Origin of the sequence: Croceicoccus esteveae, from assembly GCF_031846435.1 — a bacterium.
Classification (GTDB): domain Bacteria; phylum Pseudomonadota; class Alphaproteobacteria; order Sphingomonadales; family Sphingomonadaceae; genus Croceicoccus; species Croceicoccus esteveae.
Genome location: NZ_JAVRHS010000007.1, coordinates 61,565 through 74,080, shown reverse-complemented (window position 1 = coordinate 74,080; position 12,516 = coordinate 61,565). Strand labels below are relative to the sequence as shown.

13 protein-coding genes are annotated in these 12,516 nt (G+C 62.6%); 1 reads left to right on the top strand and 12 read right to left on the bottom strand.

Annotated elements, in window-relative coordinates; all coding sequences use genetic code 11:
* Positions 1 to 36: 36 nt before the first annotated feature.
* From RM533_RS09565 to RM533_RS09545, 5 genes are all read right to left on the bottom strand, one after another.
* Complete coding sequence (locus RM533_RS09565) at positions 37 to 1,185, bottom strand: efflux RND transporter periplasmic adaptor subunit (protein WP_311341014.1); 1,149 nt, start codon at positions 1,183 to 1,185, stop codon at positions 37 to 39.
* An 11-nt stretch (positions 1,186 to 1,196) separates the two neighbouring features.
* Positions 1,197 to 2,450, bottom strand: coding sequence for a TolC family protein (locus RM533_RS09560; protein WP_311341013.1), 1,254 nt, complete (start codon positions 2,448 to 2,450; stop codon positions 1,197 to 1,199).
* Between the two features lie 64 nt (positions 2,451 to 2,514).
* Positions 2,515 to 2,853, bottom strand: coding sequence for a hypothetical protein (locus tag RM533_RS09555; protein WP_311341012.1), 339 nt, complete (start codon positions 2,851 to 2,853; stop codon positions 2,515 to 2,517).
* A 170-nt stretch (positions 2,854 to 3,023) separates the two neighbouring features.
* Positions 3,024 to 3,386: a DUF3703 domain-containing protein gene (locus RM533_RS09550; RefSeq protein WP_311341011.1), complete on the bottom strand. Its 363-nt coding sequence runs from the start codon at positions 3,384 to 3,386 to the stop codon at positions 3,024 to 3,026.
* Entirely contained in the window at positions 3,379 to 3,999 is a 621-nt protein-coding gene (locus RM533_RS09545) for a cation efflux transmembrane domain-containing protein (RefSeq protein WP_311341010.1), read from the bottom strand. The genes RM533_RS09550 and RM533_RS09545 overlap by 8 nt, the downstream gene beginning before the upstream one ends.
* Before the next feature lie 67 nt (positions 4,000 to 4,066).
* Between RM533_RS09545 and RM533_RS09540 the strand changes: the two genes are divergently transcribed.
* Complete coding sequence (locus RM533_RS09540; RefSeq protein WP_311341009.1) at positions 4,067 to 4,465, top strand: MerR family transcriptional regulator; 399 nt, start codon at positions 4,067 to 4,069, stop codon at positions 4,463 to 4,465.
* Positions 4,466 to 4,560: 95 nt separating this feature from the next.
* Here RM533_RS09540 and RM533_RS09535 read toward each other — a convergent pair whose 3' ends face one another.
* The 7 genes from RM533_RS09535 to RM533_RS09505 all read right to left on the bottom strand — a co-directional run bounded on the left by RM533_RS09535 (position 4,561) and on the right by RM533_RS09505 (position 12,217).
* Entirely contained in the window at positions 4,561 to 5,007 is a 447-nt protein-coding gene (locus tag RM533_RS09535; RefSeq protein WP_311341008.1) for a hypothetical protein, read from the bottom strand.
* A 17-nt stretch (positions 5,008 to 5,024) separates the two neighbouring features.
* The gene (locus RM533_RS09530) at positions 5,025 to 5,387 is read right to left on the bottom strand and encodes a hypothetical protein (protein ID WP_311341007.1); all 363 of its coding nucleotides are present in this window, start codon (positions 5,385 to 5,387) and stop codon (positions 5,025 to 5,027) included.
* 132 nt (positions 5,388 to 5,519) lie between these two features.
* On the bottom strand, positions 5,520 to 5,729 hold the full coding sequence (locus RM533_RS09525; protein WP_311341006.1) for a hypothetical protein: 210 nt from the start codon (positions 5,727 to 5,729) through the stop codon (positions 5,520 to 5,522).
* 164 nt (positions 5,730 to 5,893) lie between these two features.
* A complete protein-coding gene (locus RM533_RS09520) occupies positions 5,894 to 6,289 on the bottom strand; it encodes a hypothetical protein (protein ID WP_311341005.1) in 396 nt (131 codons plus the stop codon).
* 10 nt (positions 6,290 to 6,299) lie between these two features.
* Positions 6,300 to 9,326, bottom strand: coding sequence for a MobF family relaxase (gene mobF, locus RM533_RS09515; RefSeq protein ID WP_311341004.1), 3,027 nt, complete (start codon positions 9,324 to 9,326; stop codon positions 6,300 to 6,302).
* 211 nt (positions 9,327 to 9,537) lie between these two features.
* On the bottom strand, positions 9,538 to 11,934 hold the full coding sequence (locus tag RM533_RS09510) for a type IV secretion system DNA-binding domain-containing protein (protein WP_311341003.1): 2,397 nt from the start codon (positions 11,932 to 11,934) through the stop codon (positions 9,538 to 9,540).
* On the bottom strand, positions 11,927 to 12,217 hold the full coding sequence (locus RM533_RS09505; protein WP_311341002.1) for a hypothetical protein: 291 nt from the start codon (positions 12,215 to 12,217) through the stop codon (positions 11,927 to 11,929). The genes RM533_RS09510 and RM533_RS09505 overlap by 8 nt, the downstream gene beginning before the upstream one ends.
* Positions 12,218 to 12,516 lie beyond the last annotated feature (299 nt).

Below are 12,516 nucleotides of genomic sequence, written 5' to 3'. Positions count from 1 at the left end.
CGGTGGCTACCCTCGTCAGCGGGAGCCGCGGTATGATCAATGGCCATGTTCGGCGCCCTCCTTTTCGAGTTCGGCCTTCAGCAGGAAGGCATTGTCGGTCGCGATCCGTTGTCCAGGTTCCAGACCCGACAGGATCGTCACCATCCCAGCGGACCGGCTACCTGTTTCCACCTCGCGGGCCTGGAACCCGCGCTGTGTGCGAACGAACACGACGTCGCGGCCTTCGAGCATTTGCACGGCATCCTCGGGAACTGCGATGCGGCTCTGATCCACTTCGCCCGAGGGACGGATGCGTGCCTGGAGGAAAGCGCCAGGTTGGAGGCCCGGTATTCCCCGCGTCAGACTAAGCACGGCGGTGGCACTGCGGCTTTCCGGATCGAGCGAAGGCGTGACCGAACGCACACGTGCACCGATTTCGCGGCCATCGCCGACGATCACCGCCGCCTCGTCGCCCGGTTGGATGCGCGCCGCATCTTCCGAAGGCAAGGCCACCTCGATCTGCAGGCCGTTCGGATTGACCACGCGGTAGAGTTCTTCACCAGCATCGACGAAAGAGCCGAGTACGATCGGGGCAGCGGTAACGCGGCCCGATAGCGGACTGGTCACGGCCAGCGAACGCCCATCGCCGCTAACGCCTGCCGCAGCCACAGCGGCCTGAGCGCGGTTCAGTTCGGAGCGGGCAACGTCGAGATTTGCACGCGCTGCTTCGAGATCCTGCCGTGCGGTCACATTGGCATCGAACAGACGCTGCTCGCGCTCATACGCAGCCGAAAGCTCGGTTGCGCGGGCACGAGCAACGCTAAGCTGTGAAGCGAGCGCCGCGGCATCGGCGCTTTCGATCCGAGCGACAGTCTCGCCCTGGCGGACATAGTCGCCAAGCGTCTTGCCTACGCTGCGAACGACGCCAGATGCGCGCGCATCAATTCTGGCACTTGCGGTCGGGCTCGCTGCAACGGTCGCAGGAAAGACCAATTCAACTGCCGCACCGGTTTGCACCGCGGCGACCTCGATTTCGGCCGTTCGGATCTGCTCTTCTTCGATCAGCACGAGGCCTTCTGGCAATTCCGTTTCTGCGACCTCGTTTTCTGTATGTTGGTCAGCCTGATCGTCAGGCCACAGCAACAGCAGCAGCGCTGCAGCGAGAATGATGATACCGACGATGATCGCCAGTTTTCTGCGGTTCATTGCGATATTCCTCATTGCGCGGCCAGCCTGACGAGCTCGGCAGCCGCTTGTCCCCGGTCTTCCTCGGCGGTGATCAGCGCCTCGCGAATGGTATCGCGCGCTTCGGCTGCGCTCAGCACCTCGATCAGCGGGAAACGACCGTTGCGGTAACCGATGCGGACGAGCCGCAGCGCCTCCTCGGCCTGGGGGAGCGATGTCGTGGAAAGTGTCTCAACGCGCGCTACGGCGGCAAGGTATTGCGATCGTGCGCGCGCTACGGCCTGCTCGAAATCGGCCAGCGCGACAGCCTCGCGTGCGTTGGCAGCGCGTAGCCTTGCCTCGGCGGCATCGATGTTGCCCTGATTGCGGTTCCAGAAGGGGAGCGGAATGGATACGCCGACGAGAAAGGCGCTGTCGTTGCTTTCCTCGAAGCGTCGAACACCGGCGGAAACGACCGGATCGGGAATGCGCAGGCTGCGCTCCCGGTCGATCTCGGCGGCCGCAGCCGTGCTTTCGGCGCGGGCTACCTGCAATTGCAGGCCGGTCGCCGACGCAAGCACCGCGGCCGGAGGCTCGATGTTGGGAAAGGCATCGGGAACGAACGGCGGTGTGCCCTGCTCACCCCATAGCGAGGCGAGCGCCGTGCGGGCTGCCAGGCTGGTCGCCTCCGCCGCTTGAAGTTCGGCTCGCGCTTCTGCCAGCGCGGCCTCTGCCCTTAGCGCGCGCAGCGGTGGTTCGCGGCCCACCTCGACCAGCACGCCAGCTATGCGGGCCAGTTCCTCGTTTCGGTCGACCACATCGCGGGCAAGCTCGACCCGCGATGCTGCCGCCGCCGCTGCAACGTAGCGCTCACGGACAAGGAAGCCGAGTTCGGCACCGGCCAGGTCAGCTCGTAGATTTGCCAGCTGCGCCTGTGCTTCGGCCGCTTCAACGCGTGCGCCGCGCTTTCCTCCGAGTTCGATCCGCTGCCCTATCGCTAGGGTGTATTCGGTAGCGGTAAGCCCCGAGAAGGCGCCGCTCCCCGCGATGTTCTCGACCTCGAGCGAAACCTCGGGATTGGGCCGCAAGCGTGCCTGGCCGACCAGCGCTTGCGCCGCTTCGGATTCAGAACGTGGCCCGACAATGCGCGGGTTGGTTGCGCTGGAAGTCGCGTCGTCGGCGACCCCTGTGAGATCGAGCGCCTCTTCAAGCGACACGAAGGGCGCTTCCTGCGCGATGGCAGGCTGCGCGAGCATGGCGAAAGCCAACCCCGCAAAGAGGTTGCCTCGCCGAATTGTGGCGAACATGTTGGGTAAATTCCTCTGCTGACGTTCAGAACGGCATCGGAGCGCTTCCGATGCGCGAAGAACGTCAGGCTCGAGGAGGAGGCGTAGCCAGTTCGGTAATGCCGGAGTCGAGCGCAGAATGACGCTTGCCGTGGTTCAGTGCGACGACCGAAGATAGTGCAACGCCTTCCGCCGATCTCCCCACCGCCTGTGACACGTGATGACAATGACCATGGGCGCAAGTGCCATGTTTTTCGGATCCGCTACCTTCTTCGCCCGGTTCACCGTGCTGCTCGATCAGCGAAGCGACTTCGGGTTCGTCCGCGCATTCGGCTGCCTCCGCGACCGGTACCCAGAGGACGCCGAGAGCGGTGCACAGCGTGATCAGCTGCAGCATGAAGGAGCGGGCGAAGAGCCGGGTCATCTGCGCGCCGTTAGCAGCCGATCATCGCTTACGGAAGCGCGAATTCGAAGAGAATAATGTAATTTCATAACATTATCTGAAGGATGGGCCCCTTGCTATCTGGTCAAAAGATCGCGGTTCTTACGATCAAAATTCGATTTGCATTTGCAACGCGAAGCATGCGCCCGCGCTCAATCCAATGTGGAACCCAGCACTTCCCGCAGATCGGATGGAATTTCCATGCAGACAAAGGCGCTGACATCGCTCCGGCCAGTGTTGCCGACAGGAAGCCGGCCCGTAAGATTGCCTAGCGGCGCAAGAGTCAGACGCGCGATCTGGCCAGTCGCCTCGCGCCAGTCGCGCTGTCGAAGGGCAAGACCCAGCATCCGCCAGTGCGACTGGCAGTGAGGCCAAAGCAGAATCTGCGCGACGATGTGGGCGCGCTCCAGATGGTGCCATGCCCGCTCGACGCGCCCCGAAGCTTCCGCAAGGCTCGCAGCGCGGTATTCCTCCGCCAGAAACGCGGCTATGCCGACGTGGGTGCCGTTAGCCATGCGCCAGCTCCCGGCGCGCCTGTGTGAAAACTTCGCTGCTGCCCCAGATGGCGAGGCCGGCCATAACGCCTGCGACAAGCAGGTCGGGCCACGCCTGACCCGTGCCGAACACGCCCAGCGCAGCGGCTAGGACAGCGATATTGCCGATCGCGTCATTGCGCGAGCAGATCCAGACCGAACGCATGTTCGCATCGCCTTCGCGATAGCGGAACAACAGCAGCGCAACCGCCGCGTTGACCAGCAGCGCCAGCGTTCCGATCAAACCCATCGTCTGCGGCTCGGGACTTGAGCCAACGGCGAGGCCATAGACCGCATAGCCGATAACCCACAGGCCGAACGCGAGCATCGTCGCTGCCTTGAGCAATGCGGCCTTCGCTCTCCACGCCAGCGCCATGCCGGCAACACTTAGGCTGATCGCATAGTTTGCCGCATCGCCGAAGAAGTCGAGCGCATCGGCTTGCAAAGCGCGGGAGTCGGCCGCGATACCCGCGACGATTTCCACCACGAACATGGCGGCGTTCGCGATCAGGGCGATCCACAGGATCAGCCTCCAGCGCGGATTGTTGTGCGCGCCGTGGTCGGTTTCTGGCGTCTGGCAACAGGATTTTCCCATGCCGCTCTCCTTGCAACGTTCGAGTCGCAAGGACATATGCACCTTGTAGTAACTACAAGGTCAAGCGATGCGTATCGGCGAACTGGCGAAAGCAACCGGCACAAAGGCGGAAACAATCCGCTACTATGAGCGCGAAGGTATCCTCCCCGCCGCGGACCGAACCGACAATAACTATCGCGATTACTCTCAAGACCATCTGGCGGCGCTGACATTCGTGCGACGTGCGCGCGAACTCGGCTTCAGCATGGCGCAGGTGAGCGAATTGCTCGACCTAGCTGACAATGAGGACAAGCCTTGCGGCGATGTGGACCACCTCGTCCGCAAGCAACTTGGCGAGATTGACCGCAAGATCGACGATCTCACCTCATTGCGCGATGAGTTAGGCCATTTGCTACGATCCTGCCAAGCGGACCGGATCGGCGATTGCCGGATCGTTGAGAGTTTGGCGCGGCCACGCAAAGCTTAATTGAGCACATGGAAATGCGCGCCCCAGAAGGAGGGACTGGATTGGTGAGCGGCCCACTTCATGGCGCCAAGTAGCTTCAATCGTAGGGGCTATTTTCACCTTGCCATCAGCAGGCCTATCGCGCCCAGCACCATTGAGGCCGATCCGAAGATGGTCTTTGCGAGGGACATCTTGCGAGCGACGGCACCTCGGCGCATCCGCTTTCTGACCCTGTCCAGGCCGGTTCTGAGGCCTGCCGTTCCGTCCCAGACATCAATCATTCCCCAGGTAAGGAGAGCGCCGGCGACGATCCGGGCGTAGCTGTCGAGCCAGAGATGACCCATGGCGAACGATATGGTCGCACCTGCCATCACGGGCAGCATAATGATCTTGGCGACGTCTATCGCGCTCAGAACCGACCGATAATGTCGCGAGGAGACGAAAGGGAGCAGGAAAAGGGGCCGCGCGCAGAGCGTGCAGGTTTTGCCGGGATAGCGCGACATCCATCCCGGCATAAGACCCCTGCAAAAGGGGCATCGGACCTGCGGCTCGTCGATGATCACGGCCCATCCTCCCAAGCTCAGGCCATCTTTTGGCATTTCGCTTTCCGGCAATCATTCCGAACGTCGCATCTCGCCTGATCGCCGCAGTCCTGCTTTTCCTGTTTGCAGTCGTGGCATTTGACCATTTCGTTCGGCGACATACGGCGCTTCTTGCGCTCGACACTGCCCTCAAGCATCGCCTTCGCCTTCGCTTCCCGGGCGACAAGATCGAGCATCTGCCGGGCGACATTGCCGGTGCTCTGATTCACCTCATCGGCGATCTTCTTCGTGGCGGCAGCGTATTCGTGCATTTCTTCCGCCGGTGCGGCGTCCTGTGCTGCTGCCGGTACGGCCATGAAAACTCCTGCCAGTGCGACGGCTGCCATCATCTTCTTCAACATTGCCAGTTCCTTCTTTTTTCCGGTTGCCCGGCCTGGTTGATGCGCCGGTGGCGCGTGATGCCCCTTTCGGAGCGGTTTCGCGGAAGGTGATTTCCTCCCAGACCTGTCAGGCGCTCGCACGCCCGCATGGCGTCATCGCCAGAAGCCGTCGCGCCTCTCGCCGCTGCGGTTGTCGTACCTTTCCTTGTCGTCGTATCCGCTCTTGCGAATGCCGACCTCGACGCGATCGTCTCCGGCAGTACGGATGTGGAGATCGCGCAGGTCCACCTTGTTGCGATGTGCCCAATCCTCGGCGGCTCGCTTGCTGCCGAATGTGCCTATGTCTTCGTAATCGAACGCCATCGTGATCCTCCTTCAGGTTTGAGTGGCTTGCCGGGGTAATTGGGTTCGGTGGGGCAGAGCCGATCCAGGTGCGTTTTCGATGCGGCGCTCAAGGCTTGTCCGGGTCGGCCGCTCTCCAGCGGAAAGCCGCCGGGTGGCTCGAAGCCTGTCCGGGAGTGCGCCGATCATGTCGTCTTCTTCCGCCAGACTTCGTTCAGGCGACGCGGGAAAATCGCGTAGACACGGTTCATGCCGAGCGGCGCTGCGAACGTCGTCACGAGATTGACAAAAGCCACGGCGATCGATCCCACCATCACCGCAGCGAAAATCGCCAGCCCGATGGCGACACATTCGGCCATCATCTGCTGGTTCGCGACCATCTCGCGCATGTCGGAGCATCCCTGGACGCCGTGAAGCTCCAGGTCGCACACCACAAAATTATCCCCCTCCACCATATTCGCCACTTCCTGCAGTCCCGCCTGCTTCACGAAACTGGTAAGGGTCGGCTGCTGCGCCAGGACCGTCATGAGGCTGTCGCTCCGCGGGTTATCGGCATCCAGACTGGCTTGATATTCGGGCATCGTCCGTCTCCTATCGTGTGCGTTCGATATTGCGTTCGGGCAGGTCGATCTGCGGCACCGCGCGCAGACTCTCCCTATCGACCGAGGGCAGTCGGTCGGGGCTCGCCTCCCCGACCTTGAGGTGATCCGGGATCCTCGGATTGAAGCGATCCGCCGCCGGATCGCTGCGGCTGCTCTCGATCTTCTTCTCGCCGAGCGTCTCGAGCGCGCTGGTTTTGTCGCCGGGGTTGCGACCGATCTGGGCGAGCAGCCGGTCCTTGTCGTTCGTGACGATGGTGATGTCGTCGCGCACGCGCGTCATCATCACGAGCGCGAGGCGCTGGTTGGAGAGATGGCGGGCGGAAGAGTGCATCTCGCCGATCGCCATGTCGCGCGTATCGCCCTGCGCCTGATGCATGTTGATCGCGTAGGCGAGGCCCAAGCGCTCGAGCATCTTGTCGTTCGGCTTGAGTTCTACCGTTTCGCCGTGCCGGTTCTCGACCGAGACGACGCCGTCCTTGATCCCGAGGATCTTCGCTTCCTCGGATTTCATCAGCTTGCGGGCATCGTCCTTCTCAGTCCAACGGACCTTGTCGCCTTCGTGGATCGTCTCCCTGGTCCTTTCCGAGAGGCGCAGCGCATCGCGCTTGTCGGCCGGATCGATGCGAGAGGGATCGAAACGCTTCAGTCTGCCGTTCTCGTCGCGCAGGAGCACCCTGCCCTTCTCGTCGACACCCTCGACGTCGTAGCGGCCGCGTGAGAGACCTCCCGGGGCTTTGTGACGCATGACCTCGAGCAGCTGACCCTTGGCATAGGTCCCGGCGAACCGAAGCTCCTCGCGCGTCGCATGGGCCGGTCTGAGGGTATCGACCTCGAGCCCCTCGCCTTTGATCGCCCCTTCGGCGCGCAGGCCGTCCTGGATCATTCGGTTGAGGGTGGCACGCGCATCGCGCCCGGAGGAATAGATCGCGGTCCCCTCCCGGTCTTCCGGCGAGAGATCGAGCCATGTCTGCGCCGCGACCTCGAGATGATCGTTGCCCGCCTCGACCAGCTTGTCGCCGAGCGACGCGAAACTCTCGCGGAACCTGCCCGCGCGGGCGAGGCCAGCGGCTTCCTTCATATGGTCGGTGCGCTGCCGCAGGCTCGTATCGAGCCGCGCGAGAGCGGGATTGTCCGCCTGGATCAGCGCGAAGCTCTTGCCCGCCTCGATCGGCTGCAGCTGGGCCTTGTCACCGATCAGCACCAGCTTTTCGACGCCCAGACGGTTGGCGATCGTGAGGAGGTCGTTCATCGGCTTGTTCGCGACCAGCGAGGATTCGTCGAGAACGAGGATCTTGCCCTGCAGCGCCGCCCGCGAGGCTTCGAAGGTCGGTCCTCGTCCGTGGAGCGCGCCCTTCAAATGCTGGTTGACGAACGAGGAGACGGTCTTCGCCTCTATTTCGCCTTTCGCCTGCTCGCCGTTGGATGCGCGCAGTTCGGTCTCGTTGCGAAGGTCGTTGACCATCTTGTTCGCGAAGGCGAGGCCGATCACCGCCCTTCCCTCTTCGCGCGCGACGCTCGCAATCGCGGAAATGAGAGTTGTCTTGCCGGCGCCCGCGACGCCCTGGATGACGACGGTCCGGTCGTCGCTCGACAGCGCCAGCGTACCGGCGGCGATCTGTTCGGCATTGAGGTCGTGTTCGCCGGCCACGGCGCGCAAGCGACCAGGAGCATCGCCTGCCGCGATCATCGCGGCGCTTGCGCCCCTGCCTGCCGCTACGTTGGCGAGAGTGGCGCGTTCGATCGCCGCATGTTCGGGCGTTGTGTATTGCTCGATCGCACCGTCGAGGCGTCCGCTCTTGCCCGGTAGCATCTGACGCTTTTCGAGCAGTGCTTCCATGCGCGCCTCGACGCCCTCGGCCGTCACGCCCTCGATGCCGAGATCGAGCGCGGTCTTTACCAGCTCGCCCTTCGTCCAGGACGTCTCCCGCTCCCCGAGGACACGCACGGCAGACGCCGTCGCAAGTTCGGATCGCAGCTGCGTCGGCGTCAGCGCCGCGCGCTGGAGGCCGTTCGTGGTGAGTTCGTCCGCCGGGCGGGTGTAGAGCTTCGCCGTCTCCTGGATCGATGCGATCGCCGTGCGGACCCGTTCGACATTGCCCAAGGGCGCTTCGCGTCCGTCGATTGCCCGCAACCGCGCCTGCTCGACCATCGCCTTCGCGTCGAAGCCCAGCCCTTCGGCGCGCTTCGCCCATTCGAGGCGGAGCGCCTGTTTGTCGTCCGGATTGAGTTTGGGGTCGCGCGTGCTCCTGGTGACACCGCGCAGGAACTCGGTGTCGCGGGCACTCCGGCCAAGCTTCTCGGCGGTTGCCAATATGTCCAGACGGCGCTGGCTGAAGGCGTCGATAACCTCGCGCGAGACGCCCTTGATCTCGAACTGGCCGTGCTTGCCGGTGAGTTCCGTCCGGTAGCCCAGCTTGTCCAGATTGGTGCGCAGCGCCGCGTTGTAGATCGAGCCAAGAACCGAATTGTTCTTCCAGATCTCGCCGTTCCAGAGCGCTTTCCAATTGCCCGCCTTGTCCTGCGTCATGGCGGCGATGACGGCGTGAGTGTGGTTCTGGGGATCGAGCTTGCGGCTCGTGTCGTGCTGGAACAGGGCGTAAAGCAATTTGCCGGTCCGCACGGCTTCGCCGTTTGGGTTGCGGGAATAGTCGCGCGCTTCGGCGAAATGCTTCTCGAGATAGGCCATCGTCGCCTTCACCGCATGATCCTGCGCAAGCAGGACCCGCTTGTCGCCGCCCAGCTGCGCCATGAGGCTCGCGGACTTCGGCATCGAGAAAGTCAGGTCAATTCCTGCTCTACGGTTCTCGTTTCCGTTGACCACAGTGCCGTCCGGCAGCTTCCCATCCAGAACCCTCTCGAAGTCCTCCTTCGTCACCGGTCCGCTCAGGCCCAGCGCCTCGGAACCCTTGCCGCCCCATTCGCTGAGCTCGGCCGGTCCATCGCCGACGTAATAGTCGTCCTTGGCGAAGTAGTTCGCAGCGCCCCCTGCGGACGAAACGGATGCCACCGACAACATCAGGCCGGCCCGATCCTAAGTGGAGCGGGTGTTCGCTTTGCGGAGAACATCGACCGGTCTCCAGCCCCCGCAAGGAGGTCGAGCCCGTATTCACCGCAAACGCGCGCCCTATCGTCCAGCGTCCTGCAAAGTGCGGTCCGCATACAGCACAGCCGCTGGCCGATCGCCGGGCGGCGGCCGTCCCAACAGAAAAGGACGAACGGCGAGACGGTCATCGGCCCAGCTCCTGATCCTCGTCGATCGAGACGTCCGCGCGCTCGTCCCTCTCGCGGCCGAATCCCTGGCGGTTCTCGCGCTCCAGGACGCTCTCCTGCCCGTCTTCGCGCCCCCTCGACTGGCGCACCTGCGCCAGGCCGTTGCGATTGATCGCGTCGCGCTCCGCCACGTCGCGTTGCGCCAGGCGTTGGCGCTCGCGCTCGTCGCGCTTCCCGATGTGCTTGAACTTCGACAGGTCGTCATGATCGCGCTGGTCGCTGGTTCCGTCGACTGCGGCCCTGGCATCCGTTCTGTGCTGCAGTTCGGCCATGGTCTGCTCCACCGAACGGTCGAGCGAACCCTCCACCTCCTCGCGCAACTTTTCCGCTTCGAGTTCCGCCTGGCTGAGTACGACATCGACTCCATCGCGGCTGTCCTTCGGCAGATTGTCCGGCCCCTTCCCCTCGCGCCCATCGACGCCCATTTCCGCGGCTTCTTCATCGGTGGGCACGTATTGCGCCGCGCGCATGTCGGTGACGCGCTGGAAGCCTTCGGCACGCTCGGGATAATCCTTCCAGCTCAGCCGGATTCTGGCCGCGGGGAAACCATCCGGAAATTTGATGAAGCCACTGAGGCTCGGAAGGTTGCCGATATCGTCGGGCATGACGAGTTCCTTGACGTCCGTGCGCGGCGTGATCGTCGAGGCATCGCGGCTGTTGTTGTAGCCGTAGGAATAGGCTTCATACATCTGGCGAACCTCGCGGCTGCCGATGAATTCTGAGCATCGCCGCGAAGTTTCCGGATCCGCCGTCTTGAGGATTAGCTTGGTGCCGGCGAGCGAAGCGAGATTGGTCGCGCCGTGCTCGCCGTAGGTCTCTTCAAGCTTATCGAAGGAATGCATTCCTAGGACGAAGGCACCGCCAAACGCGCGGGCAGTCTGAAGACCGTGATCAATCGCGGGAAGACGATGGAGCGCATGAACCTCGTCGATGAGGAACCAGGTGCGCAGGTTGCGGCTGCGGCCCATCCGGAACACCGCGTTCACCGCCAAGTCCATCCACAGCGTCAGCAGCGGGCGATTGAGAACGAGATCGGGGTGGGTGGAGGTGATGAAGAGGATCGAGCCTTCCTTCACATCCTCGGTCATCCATTTCCTGATCGAGAAGCCGTGCTCGCCGGGTTTCGGCTCGGGAAGGAAACGGAAGGCATTGGCGTTGGCGATGAAGGTGGTGCGGATCGATTCCGCCATCTTCGCGGCGGAAGGGGACATCATCGGGCCGGCGACCGTACCCTCGAGCTGCGCGTGGATCGCTTTGAGATCCGACATCATGAGAAAGTAGGCGAGACCGCCATTCGACCGGACGCCCATCCCGAGCATCTTCACGCACATTTCGACCATCAGCGTGCGGGCCGACTTCTGCCAGAAATCGTCTTCGACGCTTTGACCGCTGGGAACCAGCGCTGTGGCAGCGCTCATGAACTCGGCATAGTTGTCGCAGTCGTTGAAAATGGACCAGGGCTTGCAGCGCTTGTCCATCGGGTTGAGGATCACGTCGGTGTCCTCGTCGTAGAAGCTTTCGACGAACGTGCCGGTCAGGTCGAAGATGACGCAGCGATGGCCGCGCTGCCGCGCCTGCGTGACCAGTTTTTTCAGTTCGGTGGTCTTGCCTGCGCCGGTCGTGCCGATGAACATGGCGTGGCTCTGTTCGAGGCGCCACGGATAGGGCAGTCCGGCAAGACGATAAGGGTGATGCAAACCGCGGCGGTTGCGATCCTTGAGCGGCTCCTTCAGAACGGCTTTCGGATCCTCGGGTGGATTGCGGGACAGGCATTCCTTCCGATGCTCGCGCCAGTTGTGAGCGAGGATCGAATCCTTGAGTGTCGGACGCTCGACGAGGACCGCGCCGCGCTCATGCCGTTCGGTCAGGATATCGGATCCCCGCTTGCGCGAAAAGTCGATGAACCAGACCGTGAGCGGAACGCAGATGAATGCCGCTCCGAGCATCGATGAAGCGGTGACCTGAACGGCGCGCGACCACGCTGCTTCGACGGCGGGGTGGTGGGGAACCATCGCCATCGTTCCCTGCACGATCCGGCCCGAGGGAAGCGTCAGGTTGATCGCTTTCATCGGGTCCAGCGACATCCACGCCCAGACCGATGAAAGGAGCTTCATCAAAACGAGATGAACCTCGTGATTTTCGAACGTGAAATAACCGAGCACGGAGAGGAGCAGAATGGTGGTTCCGATCCACGTATAGAGCGGAATTCTGATACCCGCCCACGTCATCAAGATCTCATGATGGAAGAGCTGCGATCCGCGGGTGAAATTGCCTGCGTTTCGCTTCACTTTTCCGCGCGCCGAAGCGTGCGTCAGAGTGATCGCTTGCTTGTTGTATCGGATATCCTCACGCATGGTGCTCTCGCACATTGCGCATGGCCGCGCGGATCAGTTCGTCGCTGTCTTCCGGGTATTGCCGTTCGACCAGTAGCGAGAGAGCAAGCTGGGTATGCTCGAGGATGGTAAGGGCGCGTTGCCCATTGAGCGCAATGCCCAGCTTGAGCATGGGGAGCCCAATGCTAACGGCAGTGCGAATCGTCTCTGCGCGGGTTATGCCTTGTGCGTCCGCGTAAGCGTCGAGGGCTTCGAGAGCATCGGGGGAAAAACCCACTCCGATGCCTTTGTAAGTACTGGCCATGCAAACCTCTGACGGGTTGTGCATGGTTTCTCTATCGCGAGACCGTTATAGGCGCGCCGAAATCGAAAGGGAAGCGGCATTGCATCCGAAAGATATTTCGGCGGTAAGGTTTTGACTTGTCGACCAAACGATCCGCGCCCGGCCGAATGGGCGCTTTCCCGAAATATCTTTCGGCGCCCGGCTATCCTTCTAAGCCATTGTTTTGACGTCTCTCTCGGCCAGAAATTGCCTACGGCGCAGCCGTGTTCGGTGTGCTTGTCAATTAGGGACTATGGGCTGACTTCTACGGGATACGGGCA